The organism is Streptomyces pyxinicus (assembly GCF_024753135.1).
GTDB lineage: Bacteria > Actinomycetota > Actinomycetes > Streptomycetales > Streptomycetaceae > Streptomyces > Streptomyces pyxinicus.
The window spans coordinates 34,837-60,577 of the sequence record NZ_JANUGP010000029.1 but is presented as its reverse complement, the minus strand read 5'-3'; the positions used below and the strand labels follow the sequence as shown (position 1 = coordinate 60,577).

The 25,741-nt window shown below is 73.5% G+C and carries 25 protein-coding genes and 1 pseudogene; 10 read left to right on the top strand and 16 right to left on the bottom strand.

The features are described from left to right. The first annotated feature begins 123 nt into the window (after window positions 1-123). Window positions 124-855, top strand: a complete 732-nt coding sequence (locus NX794_RS29240) for a bifunctional DNA primase/polymerase (protein ID WP_258782310.1) — start codon at window positions 124-126, stop codon at window positions 853-855. Between the two features lie 19 nt (window positions 856-874). On the opposite strand, the gene NX794_RS29235 is transcribed toward NX794_RS29240, so the two are convergent. The 8 genes and pseudogenes from NX794_RS29235 to NX794_RS29200 all read right to left on the bottom strand — a co-directional run bounded on the left by NX794_RS29235 (window position 875) and on the right by NX794_RS29200 (window position 8,419). Continuing rightward, window positions 875-1,867: an SCO2278 family lipoprotein gene (locus NX794_RS29235; protein WP_258782309.1), complete on the bottom strand. Its 993-nt coding sequence runs from the start codon at window positions 1,865-1,867 to the stop codon at window positions 875-877. Continuing rightward, the gene (gene efeU / locus NX794_RS29230; protein ID WP_258782308.1) at window positions 1,827-2,699 is read right to left on the bottom strand and encodes an iron uptake transporter permease EfeU; all 873 of its coding nucleotides are present in this window, start codon (window positions 2,697-2,699) and stop codon (window positions 1,827-1,829) included. Before efeU ends, NX794_RS29235 begins: the two co-directional genes overlap by 41 nt. Before the next feature lie 3 nt (window positions 2,700-2,702). Then, window positions 2,703-3,959, bottom strand: coding sequence for an iron uptake transporter deferrochelatase/peroxidase subunit (gene efeB / locus NX794_RS29225; protein WP_258782307.1), 1,257 nt, complete (start codon window positions 3,957-3,959; stop codon window positions 2,703-2,705). A gap of 23 nt (window positions 3,960-3,982) precedes the next feature. Beyond that, window positions 3,983-5,119 carry an iron uptake system protein EfeO gene (gene efeO, locus NX794_RS29220; RefSeq protein WP_258782306.1) on the bottom strand — a complete coding sequence of 379 codons (1,137 nt, stop codon included), beginning with the start codon at window positions 5,117-5,119 and terminating at the stop codon, window positions 3,983-3,985. Window positions 5,120-5,278: 159 nt separating this feature from the next. Then, window positions 5,279-5,463: pseudogene (locus NX794_RS29215) on the bottom strand (hemin ABC transporter ATP-binding protein); the annotation flags it as partial. Window positions 5,464-5,499: 36 nt separating this feature from the next. Then, window positions 5,500-6,339, bottom strand: coding sequence for a heme ABC transporter ATP-binding protein (locus NX794_RS29210; protein WP_258782305.1), 840 nt, complete (start codon window positions 6,337-6,339; stop codon window positions 5,500-5,502). Further along, window positions 6,336-7,418, bottom strand: coding sequence for a FecCD family ABC transporter permease (locus NX794_RS29205; protein WP_258782304.1), 1,083 nt, complete (start codon window positions 7,416-7,418; stop codon window positions 6,336-6,338). The genes NX794_RS29210 and NX794_RS29205 overlap by 4 nt, the downstream gene beginning before the upstream one ends. Beyond that, entirely contained in the window at window positions 7,415-8,419 is a 1,005-nt protein-coding gene (locus NX794_RS29200; RefSeq protein ID WP_258782303.1) for a heme/hemin ABC transporter substrate-binding protein, read from the bottom strand. Before NX794_RS29200 ends, NX794_RS29205 begins: the two co-directional genes overlap by 4 nt. A 103-nt stretch (window positions 8,420-8,522) precedes the next feature. Here NX794_RS29200 and NX794_RS29195 point away from each other — a divergent pair, with 103 nt between their 5' ends. The 4 genes from NX794_RS29195 to NX794_RS29180 all read left to right on the top strand — a co-directional run bounded on the left by NX794_RS29195 (window position 8,523) and on the right by NX794_RS29180 (window position 12,512). Further along, a complete protein-coding gene (locus NX794_RS29195; protein WP_258782301.1) occupies window positions 8,523-9,917 on the top strand; it encodes an HtaA domain-containing protein in 1,395 nt (464 codons plus the stop codon). A 37-nt stretch (window positions 9,918-9,954) separates the two neighbouring features. Then, on the top strand, window positions 9,955-11,442 hold the full coding sequence (locus tag NX794_RS29190; RefSeq protein ID WP_258782299.1) for an HtaA domain-containing protein: 1,488 nt from the start codon (window positions 9,955-9,957) through the stop codon (window positions 11,440-11,442). 70 nt (window positions 11,443-11,512) lie between these two features. Then, the gene (locus tag NX794_RS29185) at window positions 11,513-12,196 is read left to right on the top strand and encodes a PhzF family phenazine biosynthesis protein (RefSeq protein ID WP_258782297.1); all 684 of its coding nucleotides are present in this window, start codon (window positions 11,513-11,515) and stop codon (window positions 12,194-12,196) included. A 112-nt stretch (window positions 12,197-12,308) separates the two neighbouring features. Further along, complete coding sequence (locus NX794_RS29180) at window positions 12,309-12,512, top strand: hypothetical protein (protein ID WP_258782296.1); 204 nt, start codon at window positions 12,309-12,311, stop codon at window positions 12,510-12,512. An 87-nt stretch (window positions 12,513-12,599) separates the two neighbouring features. On the opposite strand, the gene NX794_RS29175 is transcribed toward NX794_RS29180, so the two are convergent. Both NX794_RS29175 and map read right to left on the bottom strand, forming a co-directional pair. Then, window positions 12,600-13,247 carry a biliverdin-producing heme oxygenase gene (locus NX794_RS29175; RefSeq protein WP_258782294.1) on the bottom strand — a complete coding sequence of 216 codons (648 nt, stop codon included), beginning with the start codon at window positions 13,245-13,247 and terminating at the stop codon, window positions 12,600-12,602. Between the two features lie 147 nt (window positions 13,248-13,394). Then, entirely contained in the window at window positions 13,395-14,252 is an 858-nt protein-coding gene (gene map, locus NX794_RS29170) for a type I methionyl aminopeptidase (protein WP_258782293.1), read from the bottom strand. Window positions 14,253-14,310: 58 nt separating this feature from the next. Between map and NX794_RS29165 the strand changes: the two genes are divergently transcribed. Then, complete coding sequence (locus tag NX794_RS29165; protein ID WP_258782291.1) at window positions 14,311-14,544, top strand: hypothetical protein; 234 nt, start codon at window positions 14,311-14,313, stop codon at window positions 14,542-14,544. A gap of 465 nt (window positions 14,545-15,009) precedes the next feature. Here NX794_RS29165 and NX794_RS29160 read toward each other — a convergent pair whose 3' ends face one another. Beyond that, on the bottom strand, window positions 15,010-16,287 hold the full coding sequence (locus NX794_RS29160; protein ID WP_258782353.1) for an MFS transporter: 1,278 nt from the start codon (window positions 16,285-16,287) through the stop codon (window positions 15,010-15,012). 124 nt (window positions 16,288-16,411) lie between these two features. Here NX794_RS29160 and NX794_RS29155 point away from each other — a divergent pair, with 124 nt between their 5' ends. Together NX794_RS29155 and NX794_RS29150 are read left to right on the top strand one after the other, a co-directional pair. Next, window positions 16,412-17,437, top strand: coding sequence for an ATP-binding cassette domain-containing protein (locus NX794_RS29155; protein ID WP_258782289.1), 1,026 nt, complete (start codon window positions 16,412-16,414; stop codon window positions 17,435-17,437). Continuing rightward, a complete protein-coding gene (locus NX794_RS29150) occupies window positions 17,434-18,255 on the top strand; it encodes an ABC transporter permease (RefSeq protein WP_258782288.1) in 822 nt (273 codons plus the stop codon). The genes NX794_RS29155 and NX794_RS29150 overlap by 4 nt, the downstream gene beginning before the upstream one ends. Window positions 18,256-18,268: 13 nt before the next feature. Here the strand turns inward: NX794_RS29150 and NX794_RS29145 are convergent, their stop codons facing one another. Together NX794_RS29145 and NX794_RS29140 are read right to left on the bottom strand one after the other, a co-directional pair. After that, window positions 18,269-21,517, bottom strand: coding sequence for an ATP-binding protein (locus NX794_RS29145; protein WP_258782287.1), 3,249 nt, complete (start codon window positions 21,515-21,517; stop codon window positions 18,269-18,271). A gap of 23 nt (window positions 21,518-21,540) precedes the next feature. Then, window positions 21,541-22,020 (bottom strand): DUF6578 domain-containing protein, encoded by a 480-nt coding sequence (locus tag NX794_RS29140; protein ID WP_258782286.1) that lies wholly within the window; start codon window positions 22,018-22,020, stop codon window positions 21,541-21,543. Window positions 22,021-22,128: 108 nt separating this feature from the next. On the opposite strand from NX794_RS29140, the gene NX794_RS29135 reads away from it, so the two are divergent. Beyond that, complete coding sequence (locus NX794_RS29135) at window positions 22,129-22,929, top strand: site-2 protease family protein (protein ID WP_258782285.1); 801 nt, start codon at window positions 22,129-22,131, stop codon at window positions 22,927-22,929. Here NX794_RS29135 and NX794_RS29130 read toward each other — a convergent pair. From NX794_RS29130 to NX794_RS29120, 3 genes are read right to left on the bottom strand one after another with little or no spacing between them, the layout of a single operon-like run. Beyond that, window positions 22,919-23,179: a hypothetical protein gene (locus tag NX794_RS29130; RefSeq protein WP_258782284.1), complete on the bottom strand. Its 261-nt coding sequence runs from the start codon at window positions 23,177-23,179 to the stop codon at window positions 22,919-22,921. The genes NX794_RS29135 and NX794_RS29130 overlap by 11 nt on opposite strands. Before the next feature lie 13 nt (window positions 23,180-23,192). Next, window positions 23,193-23,897 carry an NADPH-dependent F420 reductase gene (npdG, locus tag NX794_RS29125; RefSeq protein ID WP_258782283.1) on the bottom strand — a complete coding sequence of 235 codons (705 nt, stop codon included), beginning with the start codon at window positions 23,895-23,897 and terminating at the stop codon, window positions 23,193-23,195. Beyond that, window positions 23,894-25,018 (bottom strand): sialidase family protein, encoded by a 1,125-nt coding sequence (locus NX794_RS29120; RefSeq protein ID WP_258782281.1) that lies wholly within the window; start codon window positions 25,016-25,018, stop codon window positions 23,894-23,896. The genes npdG and NX794_RS29120 overlap by 4 nt, the downstream gene beginning before the upstream one ends. Before the next feature lie 107 nt (window positions 25,019-25,125). On the opposite strand from NX794_RS29120, the gene NX794_RS29115 reads away from it, so the two are divergent. Next, on the top strand, window positions 25,126-25,722 hold the full coding sequence (locus NX794_RS29115; protein ID WP_258782279.1) for a hypothetical protein: 597 nt from the start codon (window positions 25,126-25,128) through the stop codon (window positions 25,720-25,722). Window positions 25,723-25,741 lie beyond the last annotated feature (19 nt).

Below are 25,741 nucleotides of genomic sequence, written 5' to 3'. Positions count from 1 at the left end.
GTCCGCCTCCCTGTGAGGCACGTCTCGGCCGCAACCGCCCGCATCCGCCCACGGGCCCCCCGAAGCACACAAAGGTGGGACCATGAGGCATGCTGTCCGCACACCAGCGAGGCGAGGGGACAGATGAGCGGGACGTTCGACGGCCGGTCCGGCCGGCAGGGCAGGCTCTCCCAATGGCTGCTGGGCCGCCGCCCGAGGGAGGCCGCAGGCGACGGCGGGCGTGAGGCCCTGCTGCTCGCCGCCGCCGACGCGGGCCTGCCGCTGGCCCCCGCCGCCCACCCCGCCCCCGGCTACCGGTGCTCCTGCGACCGCGTCGGCTGTCCCACCCCGGCCCGGCACCCGGTGTCGTTCGCCTGGCAGACCCAGTCCACGACCGACCACGCCCAGATCGAGCGGTGGGCCCGGCACCAGCCGGGGGCCAACTTCGTCACCGCCACCGGCATGGTCCACGACGTGCTGGACGTGCCCCTGGAGGCGGGCCGGGAGGCGCTGGAGCGGCTGCTCGGCGCCGGTGTCGAGGTCGGCCCGGTCGCCGAGAGCGACGACGACCGCATGCTGTTCTTCACCCTCACCCGGGGCACCCCGGAGGACGAGGACGAGTGGTGGCCCTGCGAGCTGGACTGCCGCCCCGAGACCATGGACGAGCATCCCGGCCTGCGCTGGCACTGTCGGGGCTCCTACGTGCTCGTCCCGCCCGCCCGCCTGTCCGAAGACGGGCCGGGGGTGCGCTGGCTGCGCGGCCCGGAGCTGCCGCTCACCGATCCGCTGAGCCTGCTGGAGACGCTCACCGACGCCTGCGCCCGGCACGTCGGCGCGGAGCCCGGTCACTCGGACGCGACCTGGCCGCTGCGCTGACGGTCACCGCCCGCGCGGTTCAGTCGCCCTGGGCCGACGTCAGGCCCTGGACGCGGCCCAGCAGCCGCACCGGGCCGCCGCCCGCCGGGTCGAGGGCGGCCTGGTTGGAGATCGTCTCCAGGGTCAGGGACTGCTTCACCTCGCCCTTGGTCAGGGCCCGTACGTCCTTGTTCTGGGCCGGCACCGAGGCGCCCTGCGCGGCGGTCAGCTTCTCGAAGTGGCGGCTGGTGAAGAACACCAGCGCCCCGCCGTCCGCCGTGCGCAGGGCGAGCGGCGCGTAGGCGTCACGGGTGAGCGGCTCGTCGATGAACTGCCGTACCAGGCCGGGCTTCTCGGCCTCCTTCGCCCGGCTCGCGCGCAGTCCGCTGGTGGCGCCGCCGGCCGCGAACTCCTTGCCGCCGCTCTTGAGATACCCGGTGTACGTCTCGCTCAGGTCCTGGGGCCGGACGGCGAGACCGGTCGCGCCGGCCGGTACGGCCCGTGCCCAGCCGTCCGCGTCGGTGCGCAAGCGCGGCACGGTGCCCGGCCGCATCAGCGTCAGATATGCCACCTGCCAGCGCTCGTCCAGGCCGTCCCGCCGGAACACCAGCACCCAGCGGTAGTTCCCGCCCTTGTTGCCCCGCGCGTCGGCGACGAACCAGCGCGGCCAGCCGGCCTTCTTCGGGATCGTGAACTTCGGGTCGGTCAGCTTCAGCGGGGCGTGGTGCGCGTTGCCCGACGGGCTGTTGGCGTGGCCCGCCTTCAGCCGCGCGGCGTCGATGTCGGCCAACGGGCCGGTGACGTAAGGCGCGTCGAGGGAACTGTCGTAGGCCTCGTCGGCCTTGTTGTACGCGGCGGTGAAGGCGGTGAGCGCCCTGGCGGCCTCGGCCCGGGTGGTGGCGGGGAGTTGGACCCTCTCCCCGTGCACCACCACACAGCCGCTCGCCGTCAGGGACAAGGCGGTCAGCGCCGCCGCTATGAGTGCGTCGCGGTCACGCCTGCGAAGGCGTCGACGGCTGCGTTCCCTGGTCATCGGGCTCCTTCACCTTCCCCTTCCCGGAGGCGAACCCTACCGGGAGCAGGAAGATCGTGAGCGTCGGGACCAGGTACAGCAGCCACACCGTGATCTGGACGACCGTCGGGTCCGGCTGGAAGTTGAACACGCCCTTGAGCAGGGTGCCGTACCAGCTGTCCGGCGGGATGGCGTCGCTGATGTCGAAGGCCAGGTTCGTCAGGCCCGGGATCCAGTCGGCCTCCTGGAGGTCGTGGAAGCCGTACGCCAGCACGCCCGCCGCGACCACGACCAGCATGCCGCCGGTCCAGGTGAAGAACTTCGCCAGGTTGATCTTCAGGGCGCCCCGGTAGAACAGCCAGCCGAGCAGTACCGCGGTGGCCAGGCCGAGGGCGACGCCGACCAGCGGGCGCGGGGTGCCGTCGGAGGCGGCGTGCACGGAGGCCCACACGAACAGGGCGGTCTCCAGGCCCTCCCGGCCGACGGCGAGGAACGCGGTGGCGACCAGCGCGCCGGTGCCGAGGGCGAGGGCGGCGTCCAGCTTGCCGTGCAGCTCCGACCTCAGGTGCCGGGCGGTGCGCCGCATCCAGAACACCATCCAGGTCACCAGGCCCACGGCGACGATGGACAGCGAGCCGCCGAGCGCCTCCTGCGCCTGGAAGGTCATCTCCTGGGAGCCGAACTCCAGGGCGCAGCCGAAGCCCATGGCGATGGCGATCGCGATGGCGATGCCGGTCCAGATGGGCCGCAGGGCGTCCCGGCGGTCGGTCTTGACCAGGTAGGCGATCAGGATGCAGACGACGAGCGACGCCTCCAGGCCCTCGCGCAGACCGATGAGGTAGTTGGAGAACACGGGCTACGCCTCCTCGGAGAACAGCGTCCGGCCCCACCAGTCGTGGGAGTCCCGGACGCCTGGGGGGACCGCGAAGACCGCCGAACCCACGTGCTGGATGTACTCGTTGAGCGCGTCCTTGGCGGACAGCCGCCGCTGGAGCGGGATGAAGCCCTTGCGGACATCGCGCTGGTAGGCCAGGAAGAACAGGCCGGCGTCCAGCCGGCCGAGGCCGTCGGTGCCGTCGGTGAAGGAGTAGCCACGGCGCAGGATGGTGACCCCGTCGTTGGAGTCGGGGTGCGCGAGCCGTACGTGCGCGTCCGGCTTCATGGCCTTCAGGAACGGCGCGTCGTGCTCCTTGGCCTTGCCGACGGGGGCGCCCTCGCGCTTGTCCCGCCCGAACACGTCCTCCTGCTCCTGGAGCGAGGTGCGGTCCCAGGTCTCGATGTTCATCCGGATACGGCGGGCGACCAGGTACGAACCGCCGGTCATCCAGGCCGACCTGGCGTCGGTGTCCGACTCCTCGACCCACACGTACTTCTTCAGCCGCCCGGTCTCGGTGCCCGCGATGTTGCGGGTGCCGTCCTTGAACCCCATGAGGTTGCGGGGGGTCTGGGCGTCCGGGGTGGTGGAGGAGGTCTTGCCGAAGCCGAGCTGGGACCAGCGGATGGCGACCGTGCCGAAGCCGATGCGGGCCAGGTTGCGGATGGCGTGCACGGCGACCTGCGGGTCGTCGGCGCAGGCCTGCACGCACAGGTCGCCGCCGGTGCGGGAGCGGTCCAGGTTGTCGCCGGGGAACCGCGGCAGGTCGGCCAGGGCGGCCGGGCGGCGGTCCGCCAGGCCGAACCGCTCGAAGAGGGAGGGGCCGAAGCCGAGGGTGAGGGTGAGGCGGTTGGGCTTGAGGCCCAGGGCCTCGCCGGTGTCGTCCGGGGGAGCCTCGGCGAGCCCGCCGTAGGCGCCCTCGCCGACCGCCTTGCCGGCGGTCATCCGCCGGGCCGCCGCCGTCCAGTCCTTCAGCAACTGGACGAAGGCGTCGCGGTCGTCGGTCTTCACGTCGAACGCGGCGAAGTGCAGCCGGTCCTGGACCGGGGTGGCGATGCCGGCCTGGTGGGCGCCGTGGAACTCCACCGCGCCGCCGGCGTCCGCCGCCGGGTCCAGGTCGTCGCCGGCCTCGGCCATCGCGACCGCGCCGCCGGCCACGGCGGCACCGAGCGCGAGCCCGGCACCGCCCCAGCCGAGCAGCGCCCGGCGGGACGGGCTGCCGCCCTGGGTCTCGGTCATCGCTTCACCCTCCACGCCGTCGGCTACTTCACGACCGCGGCGGCGAGCTTCGACAGCGGCTCGGCGAGCGCGTTCACCGAGTCCGACAGCTCCTTGCGCTGGTCCTTGGTGACCTTGTCGTAGGAGACGAAGTCGGAGGAGGCCTTGCCGGTGCGGTACTTGGCCAGCACGCCGTTCAGCGCGGTGAACTGCTGGTCCAGCTCCTTGGTCAGCGCCGGGTCGTTCTTCGAGGCGACCGGCTTCAGCAGCTCGTACGCCTGCTGCGCGCCCTCGACGTTCGCCTTGAAGTCGGCCAGGTCGGTGTGCGAGTAGCGGTCCTCCTCGCCGGTGACCTTGCCGGTGGCGACCTCGTCCAGCAGCTCCTTGGCGCCGTTGGCCATGGAGGTCGGGGTGATCTCGGCCTTGCCGACCCGCCGCTGCCAGTCCTTGAGGTCGCTCACCAGCTGATCGGCGAGGGTCTTCTCCTCGGCGCCGATCTTCTTGTCCTGCCAGAGGGCCTTCTCCAGCCGGTGCCAGCCGGTCCACTTCTGGCCCTTCTCCAGGCCGTCGGCGCGGGTGTCGGTCTTCGGGTCGATGTCACCGAAGGACTCCGCGACCGGCTCGGTGCGCTCCCAGCCGATGCGCGAGGGGGAGTAGGCCTTCTTGGCGGCCTCCAGGTCGCCGGCCTTGATGGCGTCGGCGAACTTCTGGGCGAGCGGCACGGTGTCGTCGGCCTGGTCCTGGGCGTACTGGCGGTAGCCGGCGACGGCCTGGTCCAGCTTCGGGTCGCGCTTCGAGCTCGCGCCGGCGCCGGTCACCGTCAGCTTCTGCCGGACGCCGTGGCCCTTCATGCCCGGGCGGCAGGCGATCTCGTAGGAGCCGGCCTTCACCTCGGCGGTCAGCGTGTACTTGGTGCCGGGGCCGATGTTCTCCTTCTCGGAGACGATCCGGTCGTCCGGGAAGAGGATCTCGACCTCGGTGGCCCGCGAGCCCTTGTTCTCGATCTTCAGAGTGACCTGGCCCGCCGGGGCCGACGTGGCGGAGGTGTCGCACGTGCTGTCGGCCGCGGTGACCTGGATGGCGTCGCCGTCCTTGGCGTCGCTCTTCGCGGTGCAGGCCGAGAGGGCGGTCAGTGCGGCCACCGCGGTGGCGGCGGTGGCGGTGAGGCGGACGGCACGCATGCAGGCTCCAGGTTCTGAACTGGTGAGGCTGCCCTAACTTACCTGAGCCATACCTAACCCAAACCCCCCTGAGTCGTGATTCAGCTCTCACGCGGCGCCCCCGGACACGGCTTGATTGCGGCCCCCCAAAGCAGCCGCCACGGCCCGGCAAAGCACCGGTCAAGGCAGCCGCCTGGGACCTACGACGAGTGCGCCGGTGCGCGGGTGGTCGTACACCTCGACCGGGTGCTCGTAGACCTTCGAGAGGAGGGTCTCGGTGAATAAGTCGGCCGGTGGGCGTCGGCGGCGGCGAGGGCCAGGTCGTGCAGGACGACCACGACGGCGTCCCCGGCCCGCGCCCGTTCCGGCGCGACCGGGGGGCCGTGCGCTGGTGGTCGATATCAGGGCAGGCGCCTCGGCCCCACCACGAGTGCTCCGGTGCGCGGGTGGTCGTACACCTCGACCGGGTGCTCGTACACGCGCGACAGCAGGGTCTCGGTGAAGACCTCGGCCGGTGGGCCGTCGGCCGCGACGCGGCCGGCGTGGAGGACGGTGACGCGGTGGGCGTAGGCGGCGGCGAGGGCGAGGTCGTGCAGGACGACCACGACGGCGTCCCCGGCCCGCGCCCGCTCCCGGCACAGCCGCAGGACGGCCTCCTGGTGTCTGAGGTCGAGGGCGGCGGTCGGCTCGTCGAGCAGCAGCAGGGGCGCGCGCTGGGCCAGGACCCGGGCGAGCGCGACCCGGGCCCGCTCGCCGCCGCTGAGCGCCGAGAACGGCCGCCCGGCGAAGCCGGTGACCTCGGTCGCCGCCATCGCCTCCGCGACGGCGAGGTCGTCCTTGGCGGGCGGGGCCGCGTGCGGCGCCCGGCCCATCCGGACGACCTCCTCGACGGTGAACGGGAAGGCCAGTTCCGCCGACTGCGGCAACACCGCCCGGCGCAGCGCGAGTTCGGCCGGCGTCCACCCGGAGACCGGCCGTCCGTGCAGCCGTACGACACCCTCGGCGGCCGGGACGTCCGCCGCGAGGGCGCCGAGCAGGGTCGACTTGCCGGCGCCGTTGGGCCCGACGAGCGCGAGCACCTCACCGGCCCGCACCCGCACCCCGACCCCGCCGAGCACCGGCTCGGCGCCGAGCCGTACGTGCAGGTCCTCGGCCTCGGCCAGCAGCTCGCCCGGGGCCGGCCGGGCGGGCGGCAGCGGACGGGACCGCAGCAGCCCCCGGACGTTCGGGACGACGCTCATGCCCACCCCCCTTGTCGGCGGCGGGTCCTGCGCAGCAGCAGGAAGAAGAACGGGCTGCCGAGCAGCGAGGTCAGCACGCCCAGCGGCAGCTCGGCCGGCGCGGCGGCCGTCCGCGCGGCCAGGTCGGCGCCGAGCAGCACCAGCGCGCCGAGCAGGGCGCTGCCCGGCACCAGGAAGCGATGCCCGGGACCCGCCGCCATCCGCAGCAGATGCGGCACGACCAGTCCGACGAAGCCGATGATCCCGGCGACGCTGACCGCCGCCGCCGTCAGCAGCGCGATCACCAGCACCAGGGTGAGCCGCAGCCGCTCCACGTCCACGCCCAGGTGCCGGGCGGGCCGTTCGCCGAGGGCCAGCAGGTCGAGGCGCCGGGAGTACAGCGGGGCGAGCGCCAGCCCCCCGACCGCCCACGGCAGCACCGCGAGCACCTTGGACCAGGTCGCCTGGGACAGCGAGCCGAGCTGCCAGAAGGTGATCTGGCTGACGGCCGCGGTGTCCGCGAAGAACAGGAAGAGGCCGATCAGCGCGCCCCCGAAGGCGTTCACCGCGATCCCGGTGAGGATCAGCGTCACCACCTCGGTACGGCCTCCCGAGCGGGACATGGCGTACACGAGCAGCACCGTGCCGAGCCCGGCCAGGAACGCGAGGACCGGCACCGTCCACATGCCGAGGAAGTCGAGGCCGAACGCGATCGCGGCGACCGCGCCGACCGCCGCCCCCGAGGAGACGCCGATGACGCCGGGTTCGGCGAGCGGATTGCCGAACACGCCCTGCATCAGGGCCCCCGCGCAGCCGAGTGAGGCGCCGACCAGCAGCGCCAGCACGATCCGGGGGAACCGGACGTTCCACAGCACCGACTCGGGCACCCGGTCCAGCGCGGAGCCGCCCAGGTGCGCCCGGTGCAGCACCGAGCCGACGACGTCGGCGACCGGGATCGGATAGGCGCCGAGGCCGGCGGCCACCGGCACCAGCACCAGCAGGGCGGCCACCAGGCCCACCGTGAGCAGCCATCCGGTGGAGCGCCGGGCCCGGAGCGGGGCGGCGGCCGTCCGCTCGGCGGCCTTGTCGAGCACGGTCACCTGTCCCCGCCCCCGTAGAGCTGGCGCACCACGGTCGCCAGTACCCGGTCGGTGCGCGGCCCGTAGTTCAGCAGCACGCCGTCCTCGACGGACACGACCCTGCGGTGCATGCCCGCCGGGGTCTCGGCGACGCCCGGGATCTTCACCAGCCCGTCGATCCCGCCCACGGATTCCAGCCCCTTGGTCATGACGAGGATCGCGTCCGGCGCGGCCTTCGCGAGGGCTTCGGTGGTGATGGCGGTGAAGTCCTTGGACAGCCCGGACGCGGCGCCCGCGTCCACCGCCCCGGCGGCCTCCAGCAGCGAGGTCGCGCCCGAGCCCGTGCCGCCGATGAGGTAGACGGAGGCCGAGCCGCGCAGGTACAGGAACGCCACCCGGGGCTTGTCCTTGTGCGCCGGCACGGTCTTGCGCACGGCGGCGATGCGCTGCTCCGAACGCCGGGTCAGCTCCTCGCCCGCCGCCGGGACGCCGAGCGCGCGGGCCACGGCCCCGATGCGCGGGCCGACGTCCGACAGGCCCTTGGCCGGGTCGATGACCAGCACCGGCACACCGGCCGCGCGGATCTGCCCGATGGCCTCCGCCGGTCCGGAGGTGGTCTCGGCGAGCACCAGGTCGGGCTTGAGGGACAGCACGCTCTCGGCGGAGACGTCGTGGTTGCGGGTGACGACCGGGAGCTTCGCCGCCTGCGGGAAGGTGGCGGTGATGTCCCGGGCGACGACCCGCTCGCCGAGCCCCAGCGTGAACACGATCTCGCTGAGACTGCCGGACAGCGGCACGATCCGCCGCGCCTGGCGCACGGTCACCTCACGGCCGTCGGCCGAGTCGACGGTGACCGGCAGCCGGGGCGTCGGGGTGTCCTTCAGCGGCTCCACGCGGTCGGCCGTGGCCGCCGTCCGGGCCGGGGCCGCGGCCCCGGTGGAGTGGCCGCAGCCGGTGGCGCCCACCGCGAGGACCACCAAGGAGACGAGTGTCCCCGCCAGTTGTGTGCGCAACCGTCTCACGGTCTCGTCCCGTTCCCTTCGATCGGCTTCCGCTTCTGCCGGATAGAGTTTAGGTTAGCCTTACCTAAACCTGCTACCCGCTGTCGTTCCCGGAGGACCCTCCATGCCCGCGCGCCTTCGTGCCCTGGTCACCGCGGTGTGCGCCACCGTCCTGGGGGCCCTGCTGCTCCCGGCCGGTCCGGCGCAGGCCGCGAGCCGCACCGTGCAGGGAGGACGGCTCGACTGGGGCGTGAAGTCCTCGTTCCAGAGCTACGTCACCGGGCCCATCGCCAAGGGGAGTTACTCCCTCACCGGCGGCGCGGCCACCGTGGGCAGCAGCCAGTTCCGCTTCCCGTCGGCGACCGGCTCGTACGACGGCGACACCGGGGCGTTCCACGCCTCCTTCGCCGGCGGCGTGCACTTCGTCGGCCACCGCACCGGCGGCGGCTCCTACCAGCTCGACCTCACCCTCAGCCGCCCCACGGTCCGGATCTCCGGCGGCTCCGGCACGCTCTACCTGGACGTCACCAGCAAGGCGAAGGGCACCGGGACGGTCACGACGTCCGCGCAGGTGCCCTTCGCCTCCCTCTCCCTGCGCGGCATCGACATGCGCGGCGGCGGCAGTTCCGTCGCCCTGGCCAATGTGCCCGCCACGCTCACCGCGCAGGGCGCCACGTCCTTCGCCGGCTACTACACCGCTGGCACCGCCCTGGACCCGGTGACCCTCGCCGCCGACGTCCGCCCGGCCGCCACCGCGACCTCGCCCAAGCCCTCCACGTCCGCCGGACACAAGGAGAAGCGGTCCCAGAAGCCCGGCGCGCTCGTGGACGGCGCCGTCGACTGGGGGGTGCGCCGCACCTTCCGCGAGTACGTCACCGGCGACATCGCGCACGGCAGGTGGACCCTCGCCGACGGAGCCCGCGACGGCGGCGCCCTCTTCCGCTTCCCCGCGGGCGAAGGCACCTATGCCAAGGGCGAGTTGACCGCACACTTCCGCGGCACGCTCCGCTTCACCGGCAAGCACGGCCTCGACCTGGAGTTCGGCAGGGTCGCCGCCACCGTCCACGACGGCGAGGGCACCCTGTACGCCGACGTCACCAGCGCCGGGACCACCACGCGGAAGGTCCCGCTGGTCACCTTCACCGCCAAGGACTTCACCGCCGAGAAGGGCCTCGCCAAGCTCACCGAGGCCCCCGCCAGGCTCACCGCCGAGGGCGCCAAGGCCTTCGGCGGGATGTACCGGCCCGGCACCGCGATGGACCCCGTGTCCCTCGCCGTCACCCTCACCGACGACGCCCGGCTGCCCGTGCTGCCCGACCCGGGCAGCGCCGCCGACCCCACACCGTCGCCCGCGCCCACCCCGGCGGCGGCCACCACCAAGGCCGACGACGGCACCCACGACGACGGCCCCCCCGTCCTGCCCCTCGCCCTCACCGCGGCCGGCGTGCTGCTGCTCGCCGCGGGCGGCACCTACGCCCTGCGCCGGCACCGCGCCCGCAAGGCCGCCGGCCAGGGCTGACCACACCCCCGAACCGACCCAAGGAGACGGACCACCCATGCCCGCCACTGCTCCCAGACGCCTCGCCCTCGCAGCCGCCGCCGTCGCGGTCACCCTCGGCTCCGGCGCCCTCACCGCGCTGACGGCCACCACCGCCTCGGCCGCCGACATCCCGCTCACCGGCTACCAGCTGACCTGGGGCATCAAGCAGTCGTACCGCTCCTACGTCACCGGCTTCGCCCAGGGCACCTTCACCGCCACCGGCGGCGCCTCGCAGGCCGCGAACAACGGCGCCTTCACCTTCACCGACGGCAAGGGGAGCTACGACAGCGCCAAGCACACCGTGCACCTGGCCTTCCAGGGCACCCTCACCATCGAGTCCAAACTGCACGGGTTCAAGCGGGAGATCTCGGACGTCCAGTACGACAGCGCGACCGGCGCCCTCACCGCCGACCTGGTCGCCGACGGCGGCGCCAAGCAGCAGGACGTGCCGCTCGCCAAGGTCGCGGCGCCGACCAGCCAGGACATGACGAACCTGGGCACCACCCTGACCACCCAGGCCGGCGACTTCCTCGGCAGCTCCTCCTACGCGGGCGCGGCCGGCGACCCGGTGTCGGTGGTTCCGCCGAAGCAGACCCCGGACCCGACGCCCACCAAGACCGCCACCCCGACCCCCACGGGGACGGCCACCGCCAAGCCGACGGCGACCGCGACCGCCAAGCCGACCAAGTCCCCCTCGAAGAGCCCGAGCCCGACCGCCTCGACCGCCCCGACCATGGGCTCGATAGTCGACGGCACGCTCGGCTGGGGCGTCAAGAAGTCCTTCCGCACCTACGTCGTCGGCGGCGTGGCCCACGGCAAGATCTCCACCTCGGGCGGCGCCAAGCAGGCCTCCGGCAACGGCGCCTTCACCTTCCCGGGCGCCACCGGCAGCTACGACACCAAGGCCGACAGCCTCGCCGCCGCCGTCAAGGGCGCGGTGAACTTCAAGGGCCACGAGACCAACGGCACCTACGGCCTCGACCTCACCCTCAGCGACCTGCACGCCACGCTGAAGCGGGGTACCGGCAAGCTGACCGCCGACGTCACCAGCCTCGGCAAGAAGTCCCAGGACGTGGTGCTGGCCGACCTCAAGGCCAAGTCCACCGACCTGACGGCCAAGAAGAACGTCATCACCGTGAACGGCGTGACGGCCACCCTCACCGACGCGGGCGCCAAGGCGTTCAGCGGCTATTACCCCAAGGGCACCGTCCTCGACCCGGTCAACCTCTCCGTGGCCGTCAAGAAGGGCGCCACCCTGCCGACGGGCACGGGCGGCACGACCACGACCACGGCCACCGGCACCGGCGCGGGCACGACCGGCGCGGGCACCACCGGCACCGGCTCCACCACCGGCGGCGGTGGCGTGGTCGGCGGCACCATGGCCGCCACCGGCTCCGACACCCCCGTCGGCGCCCTGGGCGCGGCGGCCGCGGTCACCGTGGCGGCGGGCGCCGGCGTGGTCGTCGCGGTCCGCAGGCGCCGTCCGGCGCACGCGGAGGCGTAACCCCGCGCCCCTCCCCGGCGTGTTCCCGCCGGGGAGGCACCCGCGCCGGGAGCGGTGTTTGAATGCACCGGTGACTGACTACGACGTACTCCGCGTCTTCTGCGGACCCGACGGCGGCTACGGCAACGAGCTGGGCGTCGTCCGCGAGGGCTCGGTGCTGCCCGAGCCGGCCGGCCGGCAGCGGCTGGCGGCCGAACTCGGCTTCAGCGAGACCGTGTTCGTGGACGACCCCGAGCGCGGAGTGATCGACATCTACACGCCCGCCGCCCGGCTGCCCTTCGCCGGCCACCCCTGCGTCGGCACCGCCTGGCTGCTCGACGTGCCCGAGCTGGTCACGCCCGCCGGGGTCGTCGGGACGCGCCTGGACGGCGAGTTCACCTGGATCGAGGCTCGCGCGCAGTGGGCCCCGCCGCGCACCCTGCGGCAGTACGCGAGCGCGGCCGAGGTCGACGCGTTGAAGGTGCCGCCGCCGGGGGAGCGAAGCGAGATGGGGGTCCCCCCGGACGAAGTCTGGGGGAGGCTGTACGCCTGGGCGTGGCAGGACGAGGCGGCCGGACGGGTACGCGCCCGCGCCTTCCCGGGACGCGGCGACGGCATCGACGAGGACGAGGCGACCGGTGCCGCCGCGCTGCTGCTCACCGACCTGCTCGGCCGGGCGCTGAACATCACGCAGGGCCGGGGCTCGCAGCTCCTCACCGCCCCGCAGCCGCACGGCTGGATCGAGATCGGCGGACGGGTCAGCCTCGAACGCTGAACGGCGGCGCGCGGGTGGTCCTTCGGGCTCCGTTCGGGTGGAGTCGTGTGTGCGTGTGAGAGCGAGCGGTTACCTCTGGGCGTGACCACTCTGCCTCCCCGAGAGGAGCACCATGCGCATCCGTTCCGTCCTCGCCGCCACCGTGCTGGCCGCGGCACTCGCCGCCACCGGCGCGACGACCGCCAGTGCCGCCGGCCACGACGACATGGGCGACAACAACGACTACCCCGTCTGCAGCCCGTACGCCGGCGAGCTGAGCTCGTCCGTCAACCACGCGGCCTGGAGCGGCGTCCACTGCAGCGACTACCTGCGCTGACCCGACCGGTCCGGGCCCCCTCCGCGCCTCTCGCGCGCCGAGGGGGCCCGGTCGTGCCGGCACCCGGAACCGGGCGGCCGGCTCGGCTCAGGCGGTGAGCGGGAACTCCTCGCCCAGCGCCCGGAAGACGGCCGTGTTCAGCGCGAACGCCCGCTTGCACTCGCCGACGATCCGCTGCTGCTCCAGCTCGTCCACGCCGATCGCGTCCAGCAGCTCCCGGTATCCGCGCTTGAAGGCGGCCGGGTTGCCGATCTCCTCGAAGACGTAGAAGCGGACGCCGTCGCCCTTCCTGGCGAAGCCCCAGGTCTTCTCCGCCCGGTCGCGGATGATCTGACCGCCCGACAGGTCGCCGAGATAGCGGGTGTAGTGGTGGGCGACATAGCCGCCGGGCCAGCCCTCGGCGCACTCGCGCACCCGGTCCGCGTACGCCCGGGTCGCCGGCAGGGCGGTCAGCCCCGCCCGCCAGTCGGGCCCGCGCAGATGCGCCAGGTCCCGCTCCAGGGCCGGCAGCCGCAGCAGCTCCGGCTGGACGAAGGGGCCGGCCACCGGATCGCCGGCCAGGTGCCCGGTGGCGCTCTCCAGGGCTTCGTAGACGAACCACAACTGCTCGGTGTAGCGCGCGTACGCGTCCACACCGAGCCGGCCGCCCAGCAGATCGCTCATGAACGTCGAGGTCTCCGCTTCCACGTGCTGCTCGTGCGACGCGGTGCGGATCAGGGACGAGAAGGAGTCCATGAGCACATCCTCTAAGGTAAGCCTTACCTAAGTCAACGCCTATTCCGACTCGATGTCGGGAACTTCCCGACAGTATGTCGGTAAAAGCGTCCGAGAGAAAGCCCGCCCCCGGCAGGGGCGGGCTTTCACGGAAAGGTCAGGGATGGATCAGGGCAGGGTCAGGATCTCCGCGCCGGACTCCGTCACCACGAGCGTGTGCTCGAACTGCGCGGTCCGCCTGCGGTCCTTCGTCACGACCGTCCAGCCGTCGTCCCACATGTCGTACTCGTGCGTGCCCAGCGTCAGCATCGGCTCGATCGTGAAGGTCATCCCCGGCTGGATCACCGTGGTGGCGTGCGGGCTGTCGTAGTGCGGGATGATCAGCCCCGAGTGGAACGACGAGTTGATGCCGTGCCCGGTGAAGTCCCGCACCACCCCGTAGCCGAAGCGCTTGGCGTACGACTCGATGACCCGGCCGATGATGTTGATCTGCCGGCCCGGCTTCACCGCCTTGATCGCCCGGTTCAGCGACTCGCGGGTGCGCTCGACCAGCAGGCGGGACTCCTCGTCCACGTCACCGACCAGGTAGGTGGCGTTGTTGTCGCCGTGCACGCCGCCGATGTACGCGGTGACGTCCAGGTTGACGATGTCGCCGTCCCTGAGGACCGTCGAGTCCGGGATGCCGTGGCAGATGACCTCGTTGACCGAGGTGCACAGCGACTTCGGGAAGCCGCGGTAGCCGAGCGTGGACGGGTAGGCGCCGTGGTCGCACATGTACGCGTGCGCCACCTTGTCCAGCGTGTCCGTGGTGACACCGGGCGCGATGACCTTCGCGGCCTCCTCCATCGCCCGCGCGGCGATACGCCCCGCGACCCGCATGGCCTCGACGGTCTCCGGGGTCTGCACCTCCGGGCCGGTGTACGAGGCCGGCGCGGGCTTGCCGACGTACTCGGGACGCCGGATGTTTCCCGGGACGGAACGGATGGGGGACAGCTCCCCCGGTACGAGCAGCGACTGGCCAGACATGCCGGCGAGTCTATCGAGCCCACATGGGGGAACATGACCCTGGCGAGAGGAGCAGCCGATGTCCTTGTTCAAGAAGCGCACCGCCGGCAAGCCGGGTGAGTGGTTCTACTGCCTGGAGCACAAGAAGGTCGAGGAGGGCCCGGACTGCCCGGGCAAGGACCGCTTCGGCCCGTACGCCTCCCGCCAGGAGGCCCAGCACGCGATGGAGACCGCCGCCGAACGCAACCTGCAGTGGGAGAACGACCCGCGCTGGCACGACGCGTCTGCACGCGGCGACACCGACAGCGGCTGACCGGCGGCCTGCTCCGGGTGCGGGCCGGCGTGGGCGCCACGGGTCGTCCACCACCAGGCAACGATCCGGTGCCGCGACGGCCGGTGGCCGGGCGGGCTCGCGCGTCGCCTCGATCCCCCCGGGAGGCCGGCCGCCGGACACCCGCGTCCCGGACCGGGGCGGGACCGGCGAGGACCGCCGAGCCCTCGACGGCCTCGACCGGCGACGGTCCCCGCTCCGCGTGTGTGACGGCACGAGCGCCGTTTCCATGGGGCCGCGCAGGTCCCGCCGCGGTGCGCAGGACGAACGCCGTCGGGTCCGCGACCCGGGGGCAGCACCGACGACCCCTGCTCGGGCGCCGGTCCCCGGAGCGGCGTCGGCCCGCCGGGCTCGGGTGCGTGCCGCAACAGGTCCGGGCGCCCACCGCAGCCGGGGAGCCGACGGCCACCCGAACCCAAGCCCAAGCGGCACCGCCGCCGCCTCTGATCAGGCGACCGTCTCAGGAGTGGCGGCGGCCCGGCGCTCGCGCATCCGCACCGCGTGTTCGTTGGTGCGCGCGTCGTACGCCATCAGACCCGGCAGGCACAGGGCGAGCAGGCCCACCACGCCGGCGCAGGCCAGGCCGCCGGAGGCTATCGACGTCCGGACGCCGGCCCACGCGGCGAGGCTGCCCGCGCGGACCTGGCCGAGCTGGGGGCCGACCGAGTAGGAGAGCAGCTCGATGCCGGCGAGGCGGCCGCGCAGCTCGTCCGGGATGGTCTGGTTCCACATCGCGGACCGGAAGATCCCGCTGACCATGTCGAAGCCACCGCCCAGGGTCAGCAGCACGAGCACCAGCCACACGTTCCCGCACACCCCGGCCGCCGCCACCGCGAGCCCCCAGCCGGCCGCGGCCAGCACCACCATCAGCCCGTGCCGGTGCATCCGCGAGGTCCAGCCGCCGGTCAGGCTCACCAGCAGGGCGCCGGCCGGCATCGCCGCGTACATCAGGCCCAGCGCCCACGGCGCGCGCAGGTCGTCGGCGAGGAACGGCAGCACGGCCAGCGGCATCGCCAGGAACATCGCCGCCAGGTCCACGGCGTACGTGCCCAGCAGCTCCTTGCGGCTCCACGCGTACCGGGCGCCCTCCCAGATCGCGGTGAGCGAGGGCCGGACCGCCTCCGCGGCGGCGGGGGCGGGCGCGATCCGCACGATGTACGCCAGCGACACCGCGAAGGTCAGCACATCCGCCGCGTACGCCCAGCCCAGGCCCGCGTAGGCCACGACCACGCCCGCGACCGCCGGGCCCGCGACCCCGCCGACCGTCCAGCGCAGCGAGTTCAGGGAAGCCGCGGCCGGCAGGTGGTCGTGGGCCACGATCCGGGGCCACAGCGAGTCCAGCGCCGGGCGCTGCACGGAGACCAGGGCGGAGGACAGCGCGGCGACGGCATACAGCGGCCAGACGGCCGGGCCGGGCAGCAGGGCGTTCAGCAGCAGGACGGCGCTGAGCAGACCCTGGCCGAGTTCCGTCCACACGATCAGCCGGCGCTTGTCGAGCGCGTCGGCGAGCGCCCCGCCGTACAGCCCGCACACGATCAGCGGCAGCAGCTCCACGGCACCGACCGCGCCGACCGCCGCCGCCGAGCCGGTCAGCTCCTTCAGCTGCACCGGTACCGCGACGAACGTCAGGAACGTACCGAAGCCGCTGATCAGACCCGACTTCCACAACCGCCGGAAGTCCACGGAGCCCTTCCAGGGGGCGAGGTCGGGAAGCAGCGCGCGTATCACCGGGGAATGCTCGGTCCCCGGCCCCTCGCCGGGCAAATCCTTTTCCGGTGCCGACAGAGCACACAGCGGCTGTCGGTCGGCTGTCGGTGGTTTGTCGGTGGGGCCTGGCACTGTCTACGGCATGACGCGAATCGACGACACCCCCGCCGGCGGGAGCCACGCCGTGACCGTACGGGGACTGGTCAAGCACTACGGCGAGACCAAGGCTCTGGACGGAGTCGACCTGGACGTGCGGCAGGGCACCGTGATGGGCGTGCTCGGCCCCAACGGCGCCGGCAAGACCACCCTGGTACGCATCCTGTCCACCCTGATCACCCCGGACGCCGGCGAGGCGGTGGTGGCCGGCTACGACGTGGTGCGCCAGCCCCGCCAGCTCCGCCGGGTGATAGGCCTCACCGGCCAGTACGCCTCCGTGGACGAGAAGCTCCCCGGCTGGGAGAACCTCTACCTGATCGGCCGGCTGCTCGACCTGCCCCGCAAGGACGCCCGCGCCCGCGCCGACGAACTGCTGGAGCGGTTCTCCCTCACCGAGGCGGCCAAGCGCCCCGCGAGCACCTACTCCGGCGGCATGCGGCGCCGCCTCGACCTCGCCGCCTCCATGATCGGCCGGCCGGCCGTGCTCTACCTGGACGAGCCGACCACCGGACTCGACCCCCGCACCCGCAACGAGGTCTGGGCCGAGGTGAAGGCCATGGTCGGCGACGGCGTCACCGTGCTGCTCACCACCCAGTACATGGAGGAGGCCGAGCAGCTCGCCTCCGAGCTGACCGTGGTCGACCGCGGCAAGGTCATCGCCAAGGGCGGCATCGAGGAGCTGAAGGCCCGCGTAGGCGGACGCACCCTGCGCGTCCGGCCGCTCGACCCGCTGGAGCTGCGCCCGCTCGCCGGCATGCTGGACGAACTCGGCATCACCGGCCTCGCGTCCACCACCGTCGACGACCAGACCGGGACCCTGCTGGTGCCGATCCTCAGCGACGAGCAGCTGACCGCCGTCGTCGGCGCCGTCACCGCGCGCGGCATCACCCTCTCCGCCATCACCACCGAACTGCCCAGCCTGGACGAAGTGTTCCTGTCCCTCACCGGCCACCGCGCCAGTGCCCCGCAGGACCCCACGCCCGCCGACACCCGCGAGGAGGTCGCCGTATGAGCGCCACCACCGTCACCCCGGCCGCCCTGAAGGGCGACACGCCGATCTCGCTCCGCGCCCACCTGCGGCACACCGGCGCCCTGATCCGCCGCAACCTGCTGTGGATCCGGCAGGACCCGGAGTCGATGTTCGACGCCATCCTGTTCCCGGTCATCTTCACCCTGCTGTTCGTGTACGTCTTCGGCGGCTCCATCGGCCAGTCGCTGGGCGGCGGCCAGGACCAGTACGTCCAGTACGTGATCCCCGGCCTGCTCGCCATGATGGGCATGAACATGGCCCAGGGCGTGGGCACCGGCTTCAACACCGACTTCAACTCCGGTGTGATGGACCGCTTCCGCTCCCTGCCCATCGGCCGCGGCTCGGTGCTCTTCGCGAAGATCGCGGTCGAGCTGATGCGCATGATGTTCGCGACCGCGGTGCTGCTGGTGGTCGCCCTGCTCGTGGGCTACGACGTGCACAGCTGGAGCGGCCTGCTCGGCGCCGTGGGCCTGTCCGCCGTCTTCGGCTCGGCCCTGATGTGGGTGTTCCTCACCCTCGGCGTGGTCATGAAGAGCGCCCAGTCGGTGCAGGCGATGGGCTTCCTGGTGCTGATGCCGCTCCAGTTCGGCTCCTCGATCTTCGCGCCGACCAAGTCGATGCCGGGCTGGCTCCAGGCCTTCACCGACTACAACCCGCTGTCCGCGCTGGCCGACTGCGCCCGTGGACTGATGGAGGGCGGCGCCGTCGCCCGCCCGCTGTGGGTGACGCTGATCTGGTCGGTGGGCCTGACCGCCGTGATGGCGCCGGTCGCCATCCACAAGTTCCGCACCAAGAGCTGACCGGCACGCACGCTCACACCAGGGCGGTGGCCTCCGCGAGGGAGAGGCCACCGCCCTCGGCGTACGCGGCCTCGAAGGCGGCGCCGTCGAGGCTCTCCCGGATCCGGGCCTCGGCCAGGCCGAACATCCGCAACTCCACGGCCGAGGAGACGTGCCCGGGCGGCAGCACGCCCTGGGCGGCGGCCAGGCAGCGCGCCCCGTCGGCCGGGCGGCCCACCGCCCCGGCCAGGGCCAGGGCGGCCACGGTGAGGCAGATGGAGTCCAGGTGCGGCACGATCGTCCGGGACAGCGGGTCGACGGCCAGTTCCAGTGCCCTGCGGGTGCGCGCCAGCGCCGCCTCGCCCAGGTCGTCCACGGCGTCCACGAACGCCTCCTGGCCGGCCAGCAGCGCGTCGAAGACGACGAAGTGCGCGTTCCTGAACTCCTCGCGCAGCAGCCGCAGTTGCTCACGGGCCTCGTCGGTGCGGCCGGTCAGGGCGAGCCACGAGGCCAGGAACATCCGGGCGGCCGGCATCGCCTCGCTGTGCGTGCCCTGCTGGTCGGCGATCACCTCGCGCAGCATCCGCTCGCCGGACTCGGCGTCGCCGGACTCCATCAGCACACTGCCCAGCCGCGTTCGCAGCACGGCCACCTGGGCGCGGGCACCGAGGCGTTCGGCGTGCTCGATGGCGGCCCGGTAGTCGGCCGCCGCCTCCTGGTAGGCGCCCTTGCGCTCGCGGGCCTCACCACGCGCCGACAGCGCCTCGGCGGTACCCCAGTCGTCGCCCAGCCGGCGGTAGATCTCCAGCGCCTCGTCGGCGTCCCGGGTGGCGTCCCCGGCCCAGGCGGTGCGGTTGGCCAGCAGGTTGGCGCGCATCTGGAGCGCACCGGCCAGCTCCCACTCGTAGCCCGGCGTCGCCCGAGAGGTCCGCACGGCCGCCTCCACGATGGGCAGCAGCCGGTCCACGCTCCCGGTCATCATCTCGGCGAAGAACCACAGCATGCCCGGCGCCCGGCACACCTGCGGCAGACCGGGCTCGTACACCCGCGTCACGATCCGCAGCTTCTCCCGCGCCTCCGGCGTCTGCCAGGTCTCCAGATCCGTGTCCATGACGGCGAGATGACTCATGTGGACCCCGCGCCGCGCCTCCAGCAGCACCTCGCCCGCGTACGGCGGCGGCGCGTCGTGCGGGCGCTGCCACACCGGCCGGGCCCGGCGCACCGGCTCGGCGAACGGGTCGGGGCCCAGCGCCATCACCTCCGGGCACCAGGTGCGCACCTCGGTCTCCTGGTTGCGCATCTGCCAGAACCACTGGAGGGACAGCACCAGGCACAGCGCCTCCGACTCGTCGCGCACGGCGACGGCGTGCCGCAGGGCGGTGCGCACGTTCTCGTACTCCTGCTGGAGGCGGTGGATGGCGGCGCGCTGCCGCGGGCCGCGCAGCAACGGGTCGGTGGTGCGGGCCAGTTCGCGGTAGTACGACAGGTGGGCGCGCTGCGCGGCGGCCCGGTGCCCGGTCTCCGCGAGCCGTTCGGCGGCGTACTCGGCGACGGTCTCCAGCAGCCGGTAGCGCATCCCGCCGTCGGCCGCCGGGGCCGCGACCACCAGGGACTTGTCTACCAGCGAGCCCAGCGCGTCCAGGGCGACCGGCCCGCAGACGGCCTCGGCGGCGGCCAGGTCGCAGCCGCCCGCGAACACCGACAGCCGGGCCAGCACGTCGCGTTCGTCGGCGTCCAGCAGGTCCCAGGACCAGTCCACCACCGCCCGCAGCGTCTGCTGGCGGGGCAGCACGGTGCGGCTGCCGGAGGTGAGCAGCCGGAACCGGTCGTCCAGCCGGTCGGCGATCTGGCGCGGGGTGAGCATCCGCAGCCGGGCCGCGGCCAGCTCGATCGCCAGCGGCAGCCCGTCGAGGCGGCGGCAGATCTCCGCGCAGGCCTCCGGGTCGTCCTCGGTCCGGAACCCGGGCCGCGCGGCGCCGCCCCGGTCGGCCAGCAGCCGCAGCGCGACCGGCCCCGGCAGCGGCTCCACCGGCCGCACCCGCTCGCCCGGCACCCCCAGCGGCTCCCGGCTGGTGGCCAGCACGGTCAGCCCCGGGCAGCGCGCCAGCAGCCGCTCGGCCAGCTGGGCGGCGGCCTCGACGACGTGCTCGCAGTTGTCCAGGACCAGCACCATGCGGCGCCGGGCGCAGTACTCCACCAGCCGGTCCGCCGGATCGTGGGCGTCGGTGACCGCGCGCATGCTGTCGGCACCGGCGCCGTGCAGCACGGTCTCGCGGGCGCCGATCGCGGTCAGCACCGCCTGCGGCACCGCCGCCGGATCGTCCACCGGGGCCAGCTCCGCCAGCCACACCCCGTCCCGCACGGTGTGCCGTACCGCCTCGGCGGCCTCCTGCGACAGCCGGGTCTTGCCCGCGCCGCCCGGCCCCAGCAGGGTCACCAGCCGGGCCGTCGCGAGATCGGCGCCGATGGCGGCGATGTCGGCCTCCCGGCCCACGAACGAGGTCAGCCGCGCCGGCAGGTTCCCCGGTCCCGCGCCCGGTTCCGGCTCGGGCGGCGCCTCCGTCAGCAACTCGGCGTGCAGCGCCCGCAGTTCCGGCCCCGGATCGGAACCGAGCCGGTCCGCGAGCAGGTGCCGTACCCCGTCGTAGGCGGCCAGTGCCTGCGCCGGGCGGCCCGCGTCGCGCAGCGCCCGCAGCCGCAGCGCCTGCAAGGGCTCGTCCAGCGGATGGGCGTCGCACAGCGCGGTCAGCTCCGGCAGTGCCCGCTCGGCCTGCCCGAGCCCGAGGGCGGCGGCGTGCCGGGCCCGCAGCGCGTCCAGGCGGCGGGTCTCCCAGCGGGCCGCCTCGGCGGTGTGACCGGGCAGGTCGGCCAAGGCGGGGCCGCGCCACAGGGCGAGGGCGTCGTCCAGCACGGCGGCGGCCTTCGCCGGGTCGCCGTCGGCGAGGGCGGCCAGCCCGTCACCGGCCAGCCGGTCGAAACGGGCGAGGTCGACGTCGTCCGGCCCGGCGGTCAGCCGGTAGCCGCCGTCGGCGGAGGCGACCGCGTCCGCGCCGATGGCCCGCCGCAGCCGGCCCACCAGCGCCTGGAGGGCACCGGCCGCGTCGGCGGGCGGATCGGCGTCCCACACCTCGGCCACCAGCACGCCGGCCGGCACCGTCCGGCCGGCCCGCAGCGCGAGCACGCTCAGCAGGGCGCGCAGCCGCGCCCCGCCGACCGGGACGGCCGTGCCGTCGGGGCGGAGCACCTGGGTGGGACCGAGGAGGCGATAGCGCACGGGGTCCATTGTCCCCGGCGCCGCGAGCGCGCTCAGCGCCGGTCACCGGCCCGGCACGGGCCGCCCGCCGAGACGTCCAGGGTGACGAGGACGCCCTCGCCCCGGCGGACCCGGAACGGCACCCGCCGGGGCGGCTGCTCCTCGGTCTCCCCGAACCACCGGGGGCAGGCGGTGACGGACTCCAGCACCGTGCCCCCGGGCACCGCCTCCAGCGTCTGCCCGGCCGCCCGGATCACCAGGGGCCCGGGCGCCGGCTCGGGGTGCTCGACGGTGAGCGGATCATGATGGGCCAGGTGCTCCTGCCACACCACCTCGATGGCACACACCCGCCCGGTGGTCTTCCCGTCCATCCCGCCGTGCTGGTTCACCCAGGCCTCGCCACCGTAGAACTCACCGCCCCGCCGGTCCGGTTCGACGGCGACCAGCCGCCACGTCACCTCGTCCCCCACCGCGAACGGCGTCCCGCAGCACTCCACCTGCCAGCTCTCGTAGAACACCCTCATCCGTGGCATCCCCCCACCTTCCAGGAACCGGGCGGCCACCGCGAGACGTTTTCCCCAGGGGCCCGCGGCCGGTACGGTCGCAGTCCCCGCCCCTCCGCACCGCACAGGAGCCCCGCCATGACCACCGCCACCACCCGCCACTCCGACCGCCGGGTCAGCCCGGTGTTCGTCGGCATCCTGGCCGTGACGGCGGTGACCGGCTGGGCCACCTGGACCGGATACGCGGCACAGCCCGGCGTCGCGGTGTTCCTGTTCGTCACCGCGGCCTGGATCGTCTCCCTGTGCCTGCACGAGTACGCGCACGCGCGCACCGCCCTGCACAGCGGTGACATCACGGTCGGCGCGAAGGGCTACCTCACGCTCAACCCGCTGAAGTACACGCACGCGCTGCTGAGCATCGTGCTGCCCGTGCTGTTCGTGATCATGGGCGGGATCGGCCTGCCCGGCGGCGCGGTGTTCATCGAGCGCGGCCGGATCAAGGGCCGCTGGCGGCACAGCCTGATCTCGGCGGCCGGCCCGCTGACGAACGTGCTGTTCGCCGTGGTCTGCACCGCCCCGTTCTGGCTGCACGCCCTGGACGGCGTCCCCCGCGACTTCCGCTTCGCGCTGGCCTTCCTCGCCCTGCTCCAGGTGACGGCCGCGATCCTGAACTTCCTGCCGGTGCCGGGCCTCGACGGCTACGGCGTCATCGAGCCCTGGCTGTCGTACCAGGTGAAGCGGCAGGTCGAGCCGTTCGCGCCGTTCGGCCTGCTGTTCGTGTTCGCGCTGCTGTGGGTGCCGTCGGTCAACGACGTGTTCTTCGACCTGATCGACGCGATCCTGCGCGGCCTCGGCATCGGCGCCCTCGACCAGTACTGCGGCCAGGAGCTGTACCGCTTCTGGCAGGGGTCGAACGAGTTCTGTGCCGTCAGCCGGTGACGGACGGGCCCGGCTCGCGGCCCCCGGCGGCGGCCTTGCCGCGCTTGACGTAGTACCAGGTCATGTTGGACGACAGCCCCGCCAGCAGCACCCACACCACGCCCAGCCAGCTGCCCTGGACGAAGGAGACGACCGCGGCGGCCACGGCCAGCAGGCAGACGGTCAGGGTGTAGAGGGCGATGCGGGGCATGACGGTCGGCTCCTGTCGGGGACACTGCTCGGAACTGCTTCGCCGACCAGTGTCCCCCATCGCCCGGCCCGGCTCACACGTCGGTGAGGCGCAGCCCGGCGTGTGCCTTGTACCGGCGGTTGACGGAGATCAGGTTGGCGACCAGCGACTCCACCTGGTGGGCGTTGCGCAGCCGGCCCGCGAAGATGCCGCGCATCCCGGGGATACGGCCGGCCAGGGCCTGCACGATCTCCACGTCGGCGCGCTCCTCGCCGAGCACCATCACATCGGTGTCGATCTGCTCGGTCTCCGGGTCCTGGAGCAGGACGGCCGACAGGTGGTGGAAGGCGGCGGCGACCCGGGAGTCCGGCAGCAGCGCGGCGGCCTGCTCGGCGGCGCTGCCCTCCTCCGGCTTGAGCGCGTAGGCGCCCTTCTTGTCGAAACCGAGCGGGTTCACGCAGTCCACGACGAGCTTGCCGGACAACTCCTCGCGCAGGGACTTCAGGGTGTCGCCGTGGCCGTCCCACGGTACGGCGACGATCACGATGTCGCTGCGGCGCGCGGTCTCGGCGTTGTCGGCGCCCTCGACACCGTGCCCGAGTTCCTCGGCGGCGGCCCGGGCACGCTCGGCGGCCCGGGAACCGATGATCACCTTCTGTCCGGCCCGGGCCAGCCGGTAGGCGAGGCCCTTGCCCTGCGGCCCGGTGCCGCCGAGCACGCCGACGACGTAGCCGGAGACGTCGGGCAGGTCCCAGGGGTCCTTGGCGGGGGCCTTCTGTGCGCTGTCGCTAGAGGTCATGGGGCCGACTCTACGTCCGTCCCCGCACCGGCACCGGCGCAGCCCAGCCGCGCCACGGGCACCCCCCGGTAGGTGATCGTCTCGTAGGCGCCGAAGTCGCCGGTCTCGTACAGCAGCCCCACGGTGTCCGGGTCGGCGCGCACGAGGTCGGAGTAGGCGGCGGGCAGCCCGTCGACGGTGAACACGGGGCGCCAGGTGGTGCCGCCGTCGGCGGAGGCGCGCAGGGTCATCAGGGCGCGGGCGGCGGGGTCGGCCGGCCCGGAGTAGAGCAGCAGGTCCGGGTCCCGGAGCTGGAGCACGGCGGCCTGGCAGACGGGCGCGGCGAGCCCGGCCTGCGGCCGGAACGGCTTGACGAGGGTGACGCCGCCGTCCACCGAGTAGGCGTCCGCGCGGTTGCCGGGGGAGGGGGAGTCGTTGCGGGTGTTGAAGTAGAGCCGCCCGTCCGGCAGTTCGGCTCCGGTGGTCTCGTTCACGTTCACATACCCGTCGGGATTCTCGTCCACGTACCCGAGGGACCAGCTCTCCCCCCGGTCGTCACTGAACAGACAGTGCCCGCTGTTGTACTTCGCCTCGGCGCCGGTGTCGCCGCCGGTGGGCGGCACGGTGTGGTTGGCCGGCACGAGGACCCGGCCGGTGGAGAGCTGGAGGGCGTGCCCCGGGGTGGTGGCGTACCAGCGCCAGCCGGCCCGCTTCACCTGCGCGGTGATCTCCTTCGCCTCCGACCACGTCCCGCCGTCGTCATCGCTGTACTGCACCCACACCCGCCGCCCGTCGGCCTCGCTCACCTGCCCCCGCAGGATGGCGGCCTCGGTGGCACCGGCGGCGGCCCGCACCTGCACGAGCAGCACCCGCCCGGTGTCGAGCACGACGGGCGCCGGATTGCCCGCGAGATCGGTCCCGTTGCTGGCGGCGACCTGAAGCGGCCCCCAGCTACGACCGCCGTCGGTCGACCGCTTCACCACGATGTCGATGTGCCCGCTGTCTGCGGACGACCCGACCCGCCCCTCACAGAAGGCGAGCAGCGTCCCGCCCGCCGTGCGCACGAGCGCCGGAATCCGGAAACTGGCATAGCCCTCGCTGCCGCCCCGGAAGGGAACGGAAACGGTGTCGGCGTCGGTCATCTTCACGCCTCCTCGGTGTCACGGCTGGATCTGCTCCCTCCCCGGATCGGGCGAACTCGGGGTGAACTCCGGGTCACGAGTGGCCGCTTGGTGCAGGATGCGGCCCTATGGACGCCGTACGGGTCGCGCTGCTGCGGGAAGTGCTCGCCGGAACCGAGTGGCTGGGGGCCACCCGGAGGTTCGCGGGCGTGCTGCGGGGTTCGGTGGTGGCCCACGGCGGCGGCCTCCTGCTGGTCGGCACCCCCGACTACGAGCCCTGGCACCTCGCCGCGCACCTGGTGGACGAGGCGGCCTGGTCCAACACCCCCGAACTGGCGCCCACTCTGGTACGACAGCACGCCCGCCCCTGCGACCCCGCGCACCTGGCCGTGGGCCCCGGCCGCATCGCGGCGGCGCGACGCGGGGAGACCCTGCTCGTCGTGGCCCCCGAGGAGCCGGCCCCCCTCCTGGAACACGTCCACGCGGCACGCCGTGCCGGGGTACGGGTTCTGGCCCTCGGCGCGGGCGGCGGCGAACTGGCCGCGATGGCCCACGACACCCTGGCGGTCCCGGAGGGTGCCGAACTCGACCTGGACACCGTCCAGCACCTGGTCAGCGCGGCGGCCGGCGAGAACGCGGGCTCCCCACGCTCCCGCCGCACCTTCCGGGACCGCCTGACCCGCCTGACGGAGGCCTTGATGGCACCGCCGCCCGCCCCCTGGTGACCGCCGGCCCACCCGACTC